General features: G+C 55.5%; 14 protein-coding genes. All 14 read left to right on the forward strand.

Annotated elements, in window-relative coordinates:
* Positions 1–115: 115 nt before the first annotated feature.
* The 14 genes from rpoB to rplP all read left to right on the forward strand — a co-directional run bounded on the left by rpoB (position 116) and on the right by rplP (position 16,026).
* Positions 116–4,288: a DNA-directed RNA polymerase subunit beta gene (gene rpoB, locus HK24_RS00880; RefSeq protein WP_086632947.1), complete on the forward strand. Its 4,173-nt coding sequence runs from the start codon at positions 116–118 to the stop codon at positions 4,286–4,288.
* Positions 4,289–4,368: 80 nt separating this feature from the next.
* A complete protein-coding gene (gene rpoC / locus HK24_RS00885; RefSeq protein WP_086632948.1) occupies positions 4,369–8,685 on the forward strand; it encodes a DNA-directed RNA polymerase subunit beta' in 4,317 nt (1,438 codons plus the stop codon).
* Between the two features lie 386 nt (positions 8,686–9,071).
* A complete protein-coding gene (gene rpsL, locus HK24_RS00890; protein ID WP_010502158.1) occupies positions 9,072–9,443 on the forward strand; it encodes a 30S ribosomal protein S12 in 372 nt (123 codons plus the stop codon).
* A gap of 12 nt (positions 9,444–9,455) precedes the next feature.
* Complete coding sequence (rpsG, locus tag HK24_RS00895; protein ID WP_046901175.1) at positions 9,456–9,932, forward strand: 30S ribosomal protein S7; 477 nt, start codon at positions 9,456–9,458, stop codon at positions 9,930–9,932.
* A gap of 112 nt (positions 9,933–10,044) precedes the next feature.
* On the forward strand, positions 10,045–11,235 hold the full coding sequence (tuf, locus tag HK24_RS00900) for an elongation factor Tu (protein ID WP_086632949.1): 1,191 nt from the start codon (positions 10,045–10,047) through the stop codon (positions 11,233–11,235).
* A gap of 120 nt (positions 11,236–11,355) precedes the next feature.
* Positions 11,356–11,664 carry a 30S ribosomal protein S10 gene (gene rpsJ, locus HK24_RS00905; protein WP_007282720.1) on the forward strand — a complete coding sequence of 103 codons (309 nt, stop codon included), beginning with the start codon at positions 11,356–11,358 and terminating at the stop codon, positions 11,662–11,664.
* A gap of 10 nt (positions 11,665–11,674) precedes the next feature.
* Positions 11,675–12,358, forward strand: coding sequence for a 50S ribosomal protein L3 (gene rplC / locus HK24_RS00910; RefSeq protein WP_046901177.1), 684 nt, complete (start codon positions 11,675–11,677; stop codon positions 12,356–12,358).
* An 11-nt stretch (positions 12,359–12,369) separates the two neighbouring features.
* Positions 12,370–12,984: a 50S ribosomal protein L4 gene (gene rplD, locus HK24_RS00915; RefSeq protein WP_046901178.1), complete on the forward strand. Its 615-nt coding sequence runs from the start codon at positions 12,370–12,372 to the stop codon at positions 12,982–12,984.
* Between the two features lie 41 nt (positions 12,985–13,025).
* On the forward strand, positions 13,026–13,322 hold the full coding sequence (locus tag HK24_RS00920; RefSeq protein ID WP_174694852.1) for a 50S ribosomal protein L23: 297 nt from the start codon (positions 13,026–13,028) through the stop codon (positions 13,320–13,322).
* 15 nt (positions 13,323–13,337) lie between these two features.
* A complete protein-coding gene (gene rplB / locus HK24_RS00925) occupies positions 13,338–14,168 on the forward strand; it encodes a 50S ribosomal protein L2 (RefSeq protein WP_046901180.1) in 831 nt (276 codons plus the stop codon).
* Between the two features lie 16 nt (positions 14,169–14,184).
* Positions 14,185–14,463: a 30S ribosomal protein S19 gene (gene rpsS, locus HK24_RS00930; protein ID WP_007282725.1), complete on the forward strand. Its 279-nt coding sequence runs from the start codon at positions 14,185–14,187 to the stop codon at positions 14,461–14,463.
* Between the two features lie 2 nt (positions 14,464–14,465).
* Positions 14,466–14,873: a 50S ribosomal protein L22 gene (gene rplV, locus HK24_RS00935; protein WP_046901181.1), complete on the forward strand. Its 408-nt coding sequence runs from the start codon at positions 14,466–14,468 to the stop codon at positions 14,871–14,873.
* 3 nt (positions 14,874–14,876) lie between these two features.
* Positions 14,877–15,554 (forward strand): 30S ribosomal protein S3, encoded by a 678-nt coding sequence (rpsC, locus tag HK24_RS00940; protein WP_046901182.1) that lies wholly within the window; start codon positions 14,877–14,879, stop codon positions 15,552–15,554.
* 55 nt (positions 15,555–15,609) lie between these two features.
* Positions 15,610–16,026 carry a 50S ribosomal protein L16 gene (gene rplP, locus HK24_RS00945; protein ID WP_007282728.1) on the forward strand — a complete coding sequence of 139 codons (417 nt, stop codon included), beginning with the start codon at positions 15,610–15,612 and terminating at the stop codon, positions 16,024–16,026.

Below are 16,026 nucleotides of genomic sequence, written 5' to 3' on the forward strand. Positions count from 1 at the left end.
GCTACGTATTGAAATTACTGAAAGCCGGTCGTTCCGGTCGTCCGTGTCGTGTCAGACGTTCGTCTGACAATGAAATCCCGGGCGACTCGAAGGTCTGGTGCAGAGGGCAAGATAGATGAACGCGATCACCAAATCGTTCACGGGACGCAAGAGGATCCGCAAAAGCTTCGGGCGCATTCCCGAAATTGCGCCGATGCCCAATCTGATCGATGTGCAGCGCGCGTCCTACGAAGCGTTCCTGCAAATGAACGTGAGTCCTGACAGTCGTCAGAGCTCCGGTCTGCAGGAAGTCTTCCGTTCGGTTTTTCCAATCAATGACTTTGCTGGTCGCGGTCGTCTGGACTTCGTGTCTTACGAGTTCGAAGAGCCGAAGTATGACGTTGAAGAGTGCATTCAGCGCGGTCTGACATTTGCAGCTCCGCTGAAGGTTATCCTCCGTCTTACGACATGGGATATCGATGAAGACACAGGTTCACGCTCCATTCATGATCTGAAGGAACAGCCGGTTTACATGGGCGACATGCCGCTCATGACCAATAACGGCACCTTTATTATCAATGGTACCGAGCGTGTCATCGTTTCTCAGATGCATCGTAGCCCGGGCGTCTTCTTCGATCATGATAAGGGCAAGACGCATTCTTCGGGCAAGTATCTTTTTGCTGCCCGTGTGATTCCGTATCGTGGTTCGTGGCTGGACTTCGAATTCGATGCAAAGGACCTGATTTACGTCCGCATCGATCGCAAGCGTAAGCTTCCAGTTACGACGCTGCTTTATGCTCTTGAGGGCGCGAACTATATCGCCCAGCGCGAAGAGAAGATTGCAGAAGGCGGCGATGTCGAAGGTCTAGACATCCGGGGTATGGATCAGGATGAAATCCTGTCCTACTTCTACGACATGGTCACCTTTACCCGCATGGGTGATGGCTGGGCACGTCCGTTCGAGCCTGATGCGTTCCGCGGCCAGAAGCTGCTGAGCCCGTTGGTTGACGCTGATACCGGTGAAGTCGTTGCTGAAGCCGATGCCAAGCTGACAGCGCGCATGGTTCGCAAGATTGCTGAAAAGACCCGTGTAGTTCAGGTCGGCCGTCTTGACGTTCTTGGCTGCTATCTTGCCCATGATCTCATCAATGAGAACACTGGCGAGATCTACGGTGAAGCTGGTGAAGAGCTGACGGAAGACCGTCTGGCAGCACTTGAAGAGCTGGGAATTACAGAGCTTCCAACGCTTTCCATCGATGGTTCGCACGGTCCTTGGATCCGCAACACGCTCTCAGTTGATAAGAACACGAGCCGTGACGAAGCACTGATCGATATCTATCGTATCATGCGTCCGGGCGAGCCGCCGACCAAGGAAACCGCTGAAGCGATGTTCCGCGGTCTGTTCTTTGACCAGGATCGCTACGACCTTTCGTCTGTTGGTCGTGTCAAGATGAACATGCGTCTTGATGTAGACGCTCCGGACACCCTGCGCGTTCTGCGCAAGGAAGATATCCTGCGTACCATCAAGATCATGTGCGATCTGAAGGATGGTCGTGGCCAGATCGACGATATCGATAACCTTGGTAACCGTCGCGTTCGCTCTGTCGGCGAGCTGATGGAAAACCAGTATCGCGTTGGCTTGCTTCGTATGGAGCGTGCCATCCGCGAACGCATGGGCTCCGTCGATATCGATACGGTCATGCCGCATGATCTGATTAACGCCAAGCCTGCGGCTGCGGCCGTACGTGAGTTCTTCGGGTCGTCGCAGCTGAGCCAGTTCATGGATCAGACAAACCCGCTTTCCGAAGTGACGCACAAGCGTCGTCTCTCGGCGCTTGGCCCGGGCGGTCTGACCCGTGAGCGCGCAGGCTTCGAAGTTCGTGACGTCCATCCGACGCATTACGGTCGTATCTGCCCAATTGAGACGCCTGAAGGCCCGAACATTGGTCTGATCAACTCGCTTTCGACCTATGCCAAGGTTAACAAGTACGGCTTCATTGAGACACCGTATCGCCTTGTGAAGGACGGCATTCTTCAGGATGGCTGGAAATATCTTTCCGCCATGGAAGAAGAGAAGCTTGTTGTTGCCCAGGCCGATGCGAAGCAGAGCGCCGATGGCCATCTGACGGACGAACTGGTCTCGGTTCGTAAGTCTGGTGACTTCCGAGTTGTTCCGCCTGAGCAGGTTACGGCTTGCGACGTATCACCGAAGCAGCTTGTGTCTGTTGCTGCGGCTCTCATTCCGTTCCTTGAGAACGATGACGCGAACCGCGCCCTGATGGGTGCGAACATGCAGCGTCAGGCCGTTCCGCTGGTGAAGGCTGATGCCCCACTGGTTGGTACGGGTATGGAAGCAGCCGTTGCACGTGACTCTGGCGCGACAATCGTTGCCAAGCGTGACGGTATTATCGACCAGATCGATGGTGCCCGTATCGTTGTCCGCGCGACCGACGATGCCGGTGCAACTCAGGGCGTCGATATTTATCGCCTTCGCAAGTACATGCGTTCGAACCAGTCGACCTGTATCAACCAGCGCCCGCTGGTGAAAGTTGGTGATACGGTTCATGCTGGCGACATCATTGCTGATGGTCCGTCCACGGAGCTGGGTGAACTGGCTCTGGGTCGTAACGTGCTCGTCGCGTTCATGCCTTGGAACGGTTACAACTTCGAAGACTCCATCCTGATTTCTGAGCGTATTGCTCGTGATGACGTGTTCACCTCGATTCATATCGAGGAATTCGAAGTCATGGCTCGTGATACGAAGCTGGGTCAGGAAGAAATTACGCGCGACATTCCTAATGTCGGCGAAGAAGCTCTTCGTAACCTTGACGAGGCTGGCATTGTTTATGTCGGTGCAGAGGTTAATCCGGGCGACATTCTTGTTGGTAAGGTGACACCAAAGGGCGAAAGCCCGATGACGCCAGAAGAGAAGCTTCTGCGTGCCATCTTTGGTGAAAAGGCTTCTGACGTTCGTGACACGTCTCTGAAGCTTCCACCCGGAACGACCGGAACGATCGTTGATGTTCGTGTCTTCTCGCGCCGGGGCGTGGACAAGGACGAACGCGCCATGGCCATCGAACGCGCTGAAATCGAACGTCTAACGAAGGACCGTGATGACGAGCGTTCCATTCAGGAGCGTAGCTTCCACAACCGTCTGCGCGAGCGTCTGGTTGGTGAAGTGGCAGGAGCAGGCTTCAAGGGAATCCGTGCAGGAACGCCGATCACAGTAGAGGTGCTTGATGAGCATCCTCGCGCTGCATGGCGGAACGTCACGGTTGCTTCTGACGAAGTCACCGCCGAGCTTGAGACCCTGCGTTCAGAGTTCGACGAAGCTGTTCGCCTCATTAACTCTCGCTTTGAGAACAAGGTCGAGAAGCTTCAGCGTGGTGATGAACTGCCGCCTGGCGTGATGAAGATGGTCAAGGTCTTTGTCGCTGTGAAGCGTAAGCTTCAGCCTGGTGATAAGATGGCCGGTCGTCATGGTAACAAGGGTGTTGTCTCCCGCGTTGTGCCAGTCGAGGACATGCCATTCCTGGAGAACGGTCAGGCGGTTGATATCGTTCTGAACCCGCTGGGTGTGCCGTCTCGTATGAACATCGGTCAGATCCTTGAAACCCATCTGGGTTGGGCATGTGCCAATATTGGCGCAAGCATCGGGGAAATGGTCGACGAGTATCAGCGGTCTGGCGAGCGTAAGCAGGAACTGCTTGATCGCCTGCGCGATGTCTATGGCGACGAAGTGTTCGAGACAGATGTGGCAACGCTTCCTAACGAGCAGCTTGTTGAGCTGGCCAATAACCTCCGCAAGGGCCTGCCAATTGCTACGCCTGTTTTCGATGGGGCTTCCATCCCTGATATCGAAAACATGCTGGAGAAGGCTGGCGTTGATAAGTCTGGCCAGTCCCAGCTGATCGATGGTCGTACAGGCGAGCTGTTCGAGCGTAAGACGACAGTTGGCTACATCTACATGCTGAAGCTGCATCACCTTGTCGACGACAAGATCCATGCACGTTCGATCGGTCCTTACTCGCTTGTTACGCAGCAGCCGCTGGGTGGTAAGGCGCAGTTTGGTGGTCAGCGCTTTGGTGAGATGGAAGTGTGGGCACTTGAGGCGTATGGCGCAGCATATACGCTGCAGGAAATGCTGACGGTGAAGTCGGATGACGTGTCCGGCCGTACCAAGGTTTATGAGGCGATCGTGCGTGAGCAGGATGACTTCGAGGCCGGTATTCCTGAGAGCTTCAACGTTCTGATCAAGGAACTGAAGTCGCTCGGTCTGAATGTCGAACTTGAGCAGGGCGCCGCTTAATTGGCGTCTCTGCTGCTCGCTTTACGGTTCAATTTTGACGCGCCCGCAGGACGCTGCGGCGCGCATTGGGGTTTCGGCGCATGAACGAACTCATGAAGATCCTGGGTCAGGCTGGCCAGTCGGTAGCCTTCGATCAGATCAAGATCCAGCTTGCTTCCAGCGAGCAGATCCGTTCCTGGTCTTACGGTGAAATCAAAAAGCCGGAGACCATTAATTACCGGACGTTCAAGCCTGAGCGTGACGGCCTTTTCTGTGCGCGTATTTTTGGTCCGATCAAGGACTACGAATGCCTGTGCGGAAAATACAAGCGGATGAAGTTCCGCGGCATCGTCTGTGAAAAATGCGGTGTTGAAGTTACGCTGGCGAAGGTTCGCCGTGAGCGTATGGGCCATATCGAGCTCGCTTCACCTGTTGCACATATCTGGTTCCTGAAGTCGCTTCCTAGCCGTATTGCTACGATGATGGATATGGCTCTCAAGGATGTTGAGCCAGTTCTGTACTTCGAAAAGTTCCTAGTGCTCGACAAGGGAGTCTGTGACTCCGATCAGATCGAGTCTTACAAGAACGGCAAGAAGCGCGACCAGTACCTTCTGGACGAAGTACGTTGTGAAGATCTTCTGGATGAATATCCGGATGCAGGCATCGACGTCGGTATCGGCGCTGAAGCCATCAAGCGTGCACTTTCCACGTATGACTGGGGTATTCCCAACGCTCAGGAGCGTGAACTGAGTCTTGCCGCTAAGGCAAAGGGCTTGGCGGATCCGTTTGACTATGACGCTGAAGTCATGGAAGGCGATTCCGAAAAGACGATGATGCGCAAGAAGCTGCGCAAGGCAACGTCCGAGGCTGCCCGTAAGAAGCTGGTCAAGCGCCTGAAGCTCGTTGAGGCATTCGTTGAGAGTGGTTCACGTCCGGACTGGATGATCATGGACATTATTCCGGTGATCCCACCGGAACTGCGTCCGCTGGTCCCGCTGGATGGCGGTCGTTTTGCCACGTCCGATTTGAATGATCTGTATCGTCGCGTTATCAACCGTAATAACCGTCTGAAGCGTCTGATCGAACTTCGTGCGCCGGACATTATTGTTCGCAACGAAAAGCGTATGCTTCAGGAATCTGTCGATGCGCTGTTCGATAACGGTCGTCGTGGACGTGCCATCACGGGTGCCAACAAGCGTCCGCTGAAGTCTCTGTCCGACATGCTCAAGGGCAAGCAGGGCCGTTTCCGTCAGAACCTTCTTGGTAAGCGCGTTGACTACTCTGGCCGTTCGGTCATCGTGGTTGGCCCGGAGCTGAAGCTGCACCAGTGTGGTCTTCCGAAGAAGATGGCGCTCGAGCTTTTCAAGCCGTTCATCTACTCGAAGCTTGAGAAATACGGTCACGCTACCACCATTAAAGCTGCAAAGCGCATGGTGGAGAAAGAGCGTCCGGAAGTTTGGGATATCCTCGAAGAGGTTATCCGCGAGCATCCTGTGATGCTGAACCGTGCGCCGACGCTTCACCGTCTTGGTATTCAGGCATTTGAGCCAACGCTGATCGAAGGGAAGGCTATCCAGCTTCACCCTCTGGTCTGCACCGCGTTCAATGCTGACTTTGACGGCGATCAGATGGCCGTGCACGTTCCGTTGTCGCTCGAGGCGCAGCTGGAAGCTCGCGTGCTGATGATGTCCACAAACAACATCCTCAGCCCGGCTAACGGTAAGCCGATTATCGTGCCGTCTCAGGATATTGTTCTGGGTCTTTATTACCTGAGCCTTGAAGTTCCTGAGTATCGCGCAACGCCAGACGAAGCTGTCATTGAAGGCGACAAGGTCGTTAAGGCCGCGCCGCCGGCTTACTCGGATGTTGCAGAAATCGAGAGCGCAATGCTGTCGGGTACTCTGCAACTGCACGACAAGATTCGTCTGCGTCTGCCGACCGTTGATGAGAACGGTAAGCCGATCCGCCAGATGATTGTGACGACGCCAGGGCGCGCGCTTATTGCGCAAATCCTGCCGAAGCACCCAGCGATTCCGTTCAGCCTGATCAATAAGCAGCTGACGAAGAAGAACGTGTCTGACGTGATTGACACGGTCTACCGTCACTGTGGTCAGAAGGAAGCAGTGATTTTCTGTGACCGTCTGATGGGTCTTGGCTTCCGTCATGCTGCCCGTGCCGGCATCTCCTTCGGTAAGGATGACATGATCATCCCGGCGGAGAAGGCGCCGCTGGTTGCCAAGACGTCGGAAGAGGTCAAGGAATTCGAACAGCAGTATCAGGATGGTCTGATCACCGCTGGCGAGCGCTATAACAAGGTGGTTGACGCATGGTCACGTTGCACGGACGAAGTCCAGGCAGCCATGCTGAAGGAAATCTCCAAGCAGGTTATCGGTAAGCCGACCAATTCTGTCTGGATGATGAGCCACTCCGGTGCTCGTGGGTCGCCAGCCCAGATGAAGCAGCTCGCTGGTATGCGCGGTCTGATGGTGAAGCCTTCGGGCGAAATTATCGAACAGCCGATTATCGCGAACTTCAAAGAAGGCCTGTCGGTTCTCGACTACTTCACGTCCAGCCATGGTGCTCGTAAGGGGCTCGCGGATACGGCTCTGAAGACTGCAAACTCGGGTTATCTGACGCGTCGTCTCGTTGACGTTGCCCAGGATTGCATCATCGTTGAGCCGGATTGCGGTACCGAACGCGGCCTGACGGTTCGTGCGGTTATGGATAGTGGTGAAGTCGTCGCTTCGCTGTCTGAGCGTATTCTGGGACGTACGACGTCCAAGGATGTGCTGCATCCGGTGACGCATGAAGTTCTGCTTCCGCGCAACACCCTGATCGAGGAGCCCGAAGCAGAGCTCATCGAGAAGGCCGGCGTCGAGAGCATGGAGATCCGCTCGGTTCTGACATGCGATAGCCGCGTTGGTATCTGTGCGCATTGCTATGGCCGTGATCTGGCTCGTGGTACGCCGGTGAACATCGGTGAAGCTGTTGGCGTTATTGCCGCTCAGTCCATCGGTGAGCCTGGTACACAGCTGACGATGCGTACCTTCCATATTGGTGGTGCAGCAACGCGTGGTGCTGAGCAGTCGATGGTCGAAGCCTCCCGTGATGGGCGTGTGACGATCAAGAACCGCAACGTCGTTGAGAATTCTCAGAAGGTTCTGGTGGTGATGTCGCGTAACTGCGAAATCCTGCTGACCGATGAGAACGGTGTCGAGCGTGCTCGTTACCGTGTTCCATACGGTGCACGCTTGATGGTGGGCGAGGGTGAGGCAGTCGCACGTGGTCAGAAGATGGCCGAGTGGGACCCATACACCCTTCCAATCATCACCGAGCAGGCTGGTACGGTTGAATACCTTGACCTGATCGACAGCATCACGCTTGTCGAACGTATGGATGAGGTCACCGGCCTTAGCTCCAAGGTTGTGGTTGACTACAAGCAGGCTTCCAAGGGCGTTGATCTTCGTCCACGTCTGCAGCTCAAGGATGCTGCGGGCAATGTGGTCAAGCTCGCCAATGGCAATGATGCTCGCTACTTCCTCTCACCAGACAGTATTCTGTCGATTGAGAATGGTGCCGAAGTTCATGCTGGTGACGTGCTGGCGCGTATTCCGCGTGAAGGTTCCAAGACCCGTGACATTACCGGTGGTCTGCCGCGTGTTGCCGAACTGTTCGAAGCCCGCCGTCCGAAAGATCATGCGATCATTGCCGAAGGCGATGGCCGTATTGAGTTCGGGAAGGATTACAAGTCGAAGCGTTGCGTGATCGTGAAAAACGACGAGACCAGCGAAGAGACGCAGTATCTTATCCCGAAGGGCAAGCACGTTTCCGTTCAGGAAGGTGACTTTGTTCAGAAGGGTGATCCGCTGGTCGATGGTCCGCGTGTGCCGCATGACATCCTGAAAGTTATGGGTGTCGAGGCGCTCTCGGATTATCTGGTCAACGAAATTCAGGACGTTTATCGACTGCAGGGCGTGAAGATCAATGACAAGCACATCGAGGTCATTGTTCGTCAGATGCTGCAGAAGGTTGAAATTCTGGAGCCAGGGGATTCTACCTATCTGATCGGCGAGACCGTGGATCGGATTGAGTACGAGATCGAGAACCAGCGTCTTCAGGAAAATGGTGATACCCCAGCAGTGGCTATGCCGGTGCTACAGGGCATTACGAAGGCTTCCCTGCAGACGCAGTCCTTTATCTCGGCCGCATCCTTCCAAGAGACGACGCGCGTACTTACGGACGCTGCGACGTCTGGTAAGGTCGACACACTGAACGGTCTCAAGGAGAACGTGATTGTGGGTCGTCTGATCCCGGCCGGTACGGGTAGCGTTATGAACCGTCTGCGCGGCATTGCTGCCAGCCAGGATCGTCATCGCGTTGGCCGTTCAGCGGCTGAAGTGAAAGACGCGGCAGAATAATGAGAAACCTCTCTGTTCCTCTTTTAGAAGAAGAGCAGGGGGGAAATTGCGGCGATTCTAAAAACTCTCTCTTTAGAATCGCCGCAATTTTAGCCGAAACACTTGACTCAACGCGGAACCCTTCGTAGGTTCCGCGCCCTCGGCTACTCCCGTCTAATTAGGCGAAAAAAAGCCGTCGAAGACAAAGAATCGCATGTGGTGCCGCTACCCCGGATTCGGGGGATGCCAAGGCCGCACGCTACAAAAGGAGGGAAATGGCTTTTGCTGTTTCTCTTTCCAAATGTGGGATAGGCAGGCGGTTCAGCCGCATGTCGATTTGAATAAAATGTCATGGCAGAAAGTCTGGTGCTTTCTGTCCGGAATAGGACAAGGATTGGGAAGGGCGCATGCCGACCATCAACCAGTTGATCGCGAACGGCCGTGAGCCGGCCGCAAAGCGGAATAAGGTCCCTGCACTACAGGGATGCCCCCAGAAGCGTGGCGTATGCACGCGCGTGTACACGGTAACGCCAAAGAAGCCGAACTCCGCTCTGCGTAAGGTCGCCAAGGTGCGTCTGACCAACGGGTACGAGGTCGTAAGCTACATTCCGGGTGAAGGTCATAACCTTCAGGAACACAGTGTTGTTCTTATCCGTGGTGGGCGAGTGAAGGATCTTCCTGGTGTGCGTTATCACATCCTGCGAGGCGTGCTTGACACGCAGGGCATCGCTAAGCGTCGTCAGCGTCGTTCGCTGTATGGCGCGAAGCGTCCGAAGTAAGAGGTATTTGGAATGAGTCGCCGTCACCGCGCTGTAAAGCGTGAGATCCTTCCCGATCCAAAATTCGGAGACATCGTCATTACGCGCTTCATGAATGCGCTGATGTACGATGGAAAGAAATCCACCGCCGAAGGCATCGTTTACGGTGCTCTCGAGGTTCTGCGTCACCGTGGTGGTGCAACTGCTGACCCGGTGGCTATGTTCCACTCGGCTCTGGACAACGTGAAGCCGGCTGTTGAAGTCCGTTCACGTCGTGTCGGTGGTGCTACCTATCAGGTGCCTGTCGAAGTGCGCACTGAGCGCCGTCAGGCTCTGGCGATCCGGTGGTTGATCGATGCCTCCCGCAAGCGCGGTGAGAACACGATGCAGGAGCGCTTGTCCAACGAACTGATGGACGCGGTTAACAATCGTGGCGCTGCTGTAAAGAAGCGCGAAGACACCCACCGTATGGCTGAAGCCAACAAGGCATTCAGTCACTATCGCTGGTAATCAGAACCCGCTAAAGGGCTTCCGGCAGTATCTGGGAATCTAACAGGTACTGACTGGATGAACTTTCAGTCTTATCTCTGCCTCGTGGAAGGCAGGGTTTTGGAGAAAGACGATGGCAAAGGCTAAATTCGAGCGGAACAAGCCGCACTGCAACATTGGTACGATCGGTCACGTCGATCACGGCAAGACCTCGCTGACTGCTGCAATCACCAAGGTGCTGGCAAAGACCGGTGGCGCAACGTTCAGTGCATATGACCAGATCGACAAGGCTCCTGAAGAGCGCGCTCGTGGTATCACCATCTCCACGGCTCACGTTGAGTATGAGACGAAGAACCGTCACTACGCTCACGTCGATTGCCCTGGCCATGCTGACTACGTCAAGAACATGATCACCGGTGCCGCTCAGATGGATGGCGCAATCCTGGTTGTGTCCGCTGCTGACGGCCCGATGCCACAGACGCGTGAGCACATCCTGCTTGCCCGTCAGGTCGGTGTTCCTGCTCTGGTCGTGTTCCTGAACAAGGTCGATCAGGTTGATGACGAAGAGCTGCTCGAGCTCGTGGAAATGGAAGTTCGTGAGCTTCTGTCTTCCTACCAGTTCCCAGGCGACGATATCCCCATCGTCAAGGGTTCTGCTCTTGTGACTCTTGAAGATGGTGATGCCACCATCGGTGAAGATCGCGTTCTTGAGCTGATGGAAGCTGTAGACACCTACATTCCGCAGCCTGAGCGTCCGGTCGATCGTCCGTTCCTGATGCCGATCGAAGACGTGTTCTCGATCTCTGGTCGTGGTACGGTTGTTACCGGCCGTGTCGAGCGTGGCGTTGTGAACGTTGGCGATGAAGTTGAAATCATCGGCCTGAAGGACACCATCAAGACAACCGTTACCGGTGTTGAGATGTTCCGCAAGCTGCTCGATCGCGGTGAAGCCGGTGACAACATCGGTGCACTGGTTCGTGGCACGAAGCGTGAAGACGTTGAGCGTGGTCAGGTTCTTGCAAAGCCAGGTTCCATTACGCCGCATAAGACGTTCAAGGCTGAGGCTTACATCCTCACGAAGGAAGAAGGTGGCCGTCATACGCCGTTCTTCACGAACTACCGCCCGCAGTTCTATTTCCGTACGACCGACGTCACTGGCGTCGTGACGCTGCCAGAAGGCACGGAAATGGTCATGCCGGGTGATAACGTAGCCATGGATGTCGAGCTGATTGCTCCGATCGCCATGGACGAAGGCCTCCGCTTCGCAATTCGCGAAGGTGGCCGCACCGTGGGTGCAGGCGTGGTTTCTTCAATCAGCGCCTAAGTCCTGCGTTTCGCCGTTGATATGGAAGCCCCGGCCAGATTTATTTCTGGCCGGGGTTCCCTTTCAGATGCAATGGCAGTAGGACGAGACCCGAATTTTTGAGTTGGACGAATTAAGACTATGGACAACCAGAACATCCGCATTCGCCTTAAGGCGTACGATCATCGAGTGCTGGACAACAGCACCAAAGAGATCGTAAACACGGCGAAGCGTACGGGTGCGCGGGTTCGGGGTCCGATCCCGCTGCCGACGCATATCGAACGTTTCACGGTGAACCGTTCGCCACACGTGGATAAGAAAAGCCGCGAGCAGTTCGAAATTCGGACTCACCGCCGGCTGCTCGACATTGTCGAGCCGACACCGCAGACCGTGGACGCCCTCATGAAGCTCGACCTCGCCGCTGGCGTTGATGTCGAGATCAAACTCTAAGGTCCAGACGATGCGTACCGGATTGATTGCAAAAAAGCTGGGGATGACCCGGCTGTTTAAAGAAGACGGCACTCATGTGCCTGTGACGGTCCTGCACCTTGACGAAGTTCAGGTTGTAGATACCCGCACGAATGAGCGTGATGGCTATACAGCCGTTCAGCTCGGTCTTGGTAATGCCAAGGTGAAGAATGTCACCAAGGCAAATCGTGGCCACTTTGCCCGTACCAAGGTTGAGCCGAAGAAGCACCTCGTAGAGTTCCGCGTTGCGGAAGATGCTCTGCTTGAGGCCGGCGCAAAGCTCTCCGCTAACCATTTCGTGGTTGGGCAGAAAGTTGATGTCACGGGCCAGAGTAAGGGTAAAGGTTTTGCGGGTGTTATGAAGCGTCATAACTTCGCTGGCCTTGAAGCCTCTCACGGCGTTTCCATTAGCCACCGTTCTCATGGTTCTACGGGCCAGCGCCAGGATCCTGGCAAGGTCTTCAAGGGCAAGAAGATGGCAGGTCATATGGGTGACGAGCGTGTTACAACGCTGAACCTGGAAGTGGCAGCCGTGGATGAAGAGCGTAACCTGATCATGGTCAGGGGTGCGATTCCTGGTGCGAAGAATAGCCTTGTGCTGATTCGCGATGCAATCAAGAAGGCTCGCCACGCCGATGCGCCGTACCCGGCTGCAGTCGTAGCGGCCGCCGGTTGAGGACGAGGGGCATGGAATACGATATCAAGACCCTCGATAATGGCAGCGCTGGCTCAGTCGCGCTTCCAGAAGAGATTTTCGCGGTTTCTCCGCGTGCCGACATCATGGCGCGAGTTGTTCACTGGCAGCTGGCTAAGCGCCGCGCTGGCACGCATCGCACCAAAGGCATGGGTGAAGTTTCTGGCACGACGAAGAAGCCGTTCCGCCAGAAGGGCACCGGTTCTGCACGTCAGGGCTCGCTGCGTGCGCCGCAGTTCCGTACGGGTGGCGTTGTTCATGGTCCGGTTGTCCGTGACCACGGATACGATCTGCCAAAGAAGGTTCGTCGTCTCGGCCTGATTTCTGCGCTGTCGCAGAAGGCTGCTGCTGGCAAGCTGGTTGTGCTCGATACCGCCAATGGCGTGAGCAAGACCCGTGAAGCTGCTGCTAAGCTCAAGGTTCTCGGCTGGTCCTCCGCGTTGATCGTGGATGGTGCGGTTGATGAGCAGTTTGCTCGTGCGGTTGCGAACCTGCCGAAGATTGACGTCCTGCCGACCATCGGCGCGAACGTCTATGACATCCTCAACCACGATGTACTGGTTATTACCCGTGCGGGTCTTGAGGGTCTTAAGGAGCGTCTGGCATGACCATCTCTATCGTCATGAACGCACGTAAGACAGCTGAGAACATGTCTCAGGAAGCTCTTTACGATGTGGTCCGTTCGCCGCTGATCACGGAAAAGGCTACGCTTCTTTCGGAGCGTAATCAGGTTGTTTTCAAGGTCTCCACGACTGCAACCAAGCCGCAGATCAAGGCCGCTGTCGAGAAGCTCTTCAACGTTAAGGTTTCTGGCGTGAACACGCTGGTCCAGAAGGGTAAGACGAAGCGCGTCAAGGGTCGTCCTGGTCGCCGCTCTGACATCAAGAAGGCGTATGTACAGCTTGCAGAAGGTCAGTCCATTGACCTTACAGCGAAGCTGGGCTGACGCGGGGTAATAACCATGGCACTAAAGCACTTTAATCCCACGACGCCGAGCACACGCGGCACCGTGCTGATTGATCGTAGCGAGCTCTGGAAGGGCAAGCCGGTCAAGCAGCTGACGGAAGGTAAGAACAAGTCTGGCGGTCGTAATAACCACGGCCGTACGACAGTTCGGTTCCGTGGCGGCGGGCACAAGCAGTCCTATCGTTACGTCGATTTCAAGCGTCGTAAGTTCGATGTGGGTGCAACAATTGAACGCCTTGAGTACGATCCAAATCGTACGGCGTTTATCGCACTCATCAAGTACGATGACGGCGAGCTTGCTTACATTCTGGCTCCGCAGCGCATCAAGGTTGGCGATCGCGTCATCTCTGGCGCCCATACGGACGTGAAGCCGGGCAATGCGATGTCTCTCGGTGCTATGCCGGTTGGTACGATTGTTCACAATATTGAACTGAAGCCAGGTGCTGGCGGCAAGATGGCACGTTCCGCTGGAACGTATGCTCAGCTCGTCGGTAAAGACGCGGGCTACGCCCAGATCAAGCTTCAGTCTGGTGAACTACGTCTTGTTCGCGGCGAATGCATGGCAACGGTTGGTGCTGTCTCTAACCCAGACAACATGAACCAGCACATGGGTAAAGCTGGACGTTCCCGTTGGCTCGGACGTCGTCCGCACAACCGTGGCGTTGTCATGAACCCGGTCGATCACCCACATGGTGGTGGTGAAGGTCGTACCTCGGGTGGCCGTCATCCGGTTACGCCGTGGGGCGTTCCGACGAAGGGTTACAAGACGCGTGTTAACAAAAAGACGGATAGCTTGATCATCCGTCGCCGTAAGTCCGGCAAGTAAGAGGGGGCAAACAGAGATGGCACGTTCCGTCTGGAAGGGCCCGTTCGTTGACGGGTATCTGTTCGGCAAAGCAGAAGCAGCTCGTGCTTCTGGTCGTAACGAAGTGATCAAGATCTGGTCACGTCGTTCCACGATTCTGCCGCAGTTCGTCGGGCTTACGTTCGGCGTCTATAATGGTCACAAGTTCCTGCCTGTGCAGGTCACGGAGAACATGGTCGGTCACAAGTTTGGTGAATTCTCACCGACACGGACCTACACCGGTCATGGCTCTGACAAGAAGTCGAAGCGGGGCTGAAAATGAGCAAGCCGAAGCACATCCGCACGCTTGCTGATACGGAAGCGCAAGCAATTACGCGTAACATCCGTGTTAGCCCGCGTAAGCTGAACCTGGTTGCGGCAATGATCCGTAACCAGCCAGCTGACAAGGCTATTGCCGCTCTGACCTTCTCGCGTCGTCGTATCGCGCAGCAGGTTAAGAAGACTCTTGAGAGCGCCGTGGCCAACGCTGAGAACAATCATCAGCTGGACGTTGATCGTCTGGTTGTGAAGACGGCTGAAGTCGGCAAGTCCATTGTCATGAAGCGTTTTCACGCTCGTGGCCGTGGTCGCTCGGCTCGCGTTGAAAAGTTCTTCAGCCACCTGAAGATTGTTGTGGCCGAAGCTGCAGAAGCGTCGGAAACCAGCGAAGAGCAGAAGGCAGCTTGATCCATGGGACATAAGGTCAATCCAATCGGGCTTCGGCTCGGTGTTAACCGTACCTGGGATAGCCGCTGGTACGCAGGTGCAGACTATGCACGTCTTCTTCATGAAGACCTTAAGCTGCGTGCATTCCTGCGTCGCAAGCTGTCTGGTGCTGGCGTCTCTCGTGTTGTTATCGAGCGTCCGGCAAAGAAGCCCCGCGTAACGATCTACGCTGCCCGTCCGGGTGTCGTGATTGGTAAGAAGGGTCAGGACATCGATGCACTGCGTAAGGAATTGAGCCGTATGGCGAAGACCGACGTGGCGCTTAACATCGTTGAGATCCGTAAGCCGGAAATCGACGCAACTCTGGTTGCTGAAAACATTGCTCAGCAGCTTGAGCGTCGCGTTGCTTTCCGCCGCGCCATGAAGCGCGCAATCCAGTCTGCAATGCGTCTGGGCGCCCAGGGCATCCGTATTACTTGCAGCGGACGTCTGGGTGGTGCCGAAATCGCACGTGACGAGAAGTATCGTGAGGGACGTGTGCCGTTGCATACGCTCCGCGCTGATATCGACTATGGCACGGCGACGGCCAAGACGACTTATGGAACCTGCGGTGTGAAGGTCTGGATCTTCAAGGGTGAGATCCTGGCTCATGACCCCCTGGCACAAGACCGTCGTGCCGCGGAGCAGGCTCCGCAACGTTGAATTGTAGGCGAAAGCCTACAGTTCCATTGCTGGTGCTGATTGAGGATTTAACAACATGCTTTCCCCAAAGCGGACAAAGTTTCGTAAAGCTCACAAAGGCCGTATCCACGGTCTTGCGAAAAGCGGAACGCAGCTGAACTTCGGTGCATATGGTCTGAAGGCTCTTGAGCCAGAGCGGATCACGGCCCGTCAGATCGAAGCGTCCCGTCGTGCTATTACTCGTGCGATGAAGCGTGCCGGTCGCGTCTGGATTCGTATTTTTCCTGACCTTCCGGTCTCGACAAAGCCTGCAGAAGTGCGTATGGGCTCGGGCAAGGGTTCCCCAGAGTACTGGGCAGCTCGTGTCAAGCCAGGTCGCATCCTGTTTGAGATCGAAGGCGTTCCGCCGGAAGTCGCTCGCTTGGCACTGAGCCTGGGAGCTGCAAAGCTTCCGATCAAGACCAAGTTCGTTCAGCGTATCGGAGACGCGTAA

The organism is Gluconobacter sp. DsW_058 (assembly GCF_002153615.1).
Taxonomy (GTDB): Bacteria; Pseudomonadota; Alphaproteobacteria; order Acetobacterales; family Acetobacteraceae; genus Gluconobacter; species Gluconobacter cerinus.

Coding starts and splice junctions, on each gene's coding strand:
- rpoB (WP_086632947.1), top strand. CDS start 116: ATGAACGCGATCACCAAATCGTTCACGGGACGCAAGAGGATCCGCAAA.
- rpoC (WP_086632948.1), top strand. CDS start 4,369: ATGAACGAACTCATGAAGATCCTGGGTCAGGCTGGCCAGTCGGTAGCC.
- rpsL (WP_010502158.1), top strand. CDS start 9,072: ATGCCGACCATCAACCAGTTGATCGCGAACGGCCGTGAGCCGGCCGCA.
- rpsG (WP_046901175.1), top strand. CDS start 9,456: ATGAGTCGCCGTCACCGCGCTGTAAAGCGTGAGATCCTTCCCGATCCA.
- tuf (WP_086632949.1), top strand. CDS start 10,045: ATGGCAAAGGCTAAATTCGAGCGGAACAAGCCGCACTGCAACATTGGT.
- rpsJ (WP_007282720.1), top strand. CDS start 11,356: ATGGACAACCAGAACATCCGCATTCGCCTTAAGGCGTACGATCATCGA.
- rplC (WP_046901177.1), top strand. CDS start 11,675: ATGCGTACCGGATTGATTGCAAAAAAGCTGGGGATGACCCGGCTGTTT.
- rplD (WP_046901178.1), top strand. CDS start 12,370: ATGGAATACGATATCAAGACCCTCGATAATGGCAGCGCTGGCTCAGTC.
- HK24_RS00920 (WP_174694852.1), top strand. CDS start 13,026: ATGTCTCAGGAAGCTCTTTACGATGTGGTCCGTTCGCCGCTGATCACG.
- rplB (WP_046901180.1), top strand. CDS start 13,338: ATGGCACTAAAGCACTTTAATCCCACGACGCCGAGCACACGCGGCACC.
- rpsS (WP_007282725.1), top strand. CDS start 14,185: ATGGCACGTTCCGTCTGGAAGGGCCCGTTCGTTGACGGGTATCTGTTC.
- rplV (WP_046901181.1), top strand. CDS start 14,466: ATGAGCAAGCCGAAGCACATCCGCACGCTTGCTGATACGGAAGCGCAA.
- rpsC (WP_046901182.1), top strand. CDS start 14,877: ATGGGACATAAGGTCAATCCAATCGGGCTTCGGCTCGGTGTTAACCGT.
- rplP (WP_007282728.1), top strand. CDS start 15,610: ATGCTTTCCCCAAAGCGGACAAAGTTTCGTAAAGCTCACAAAGGCCGT.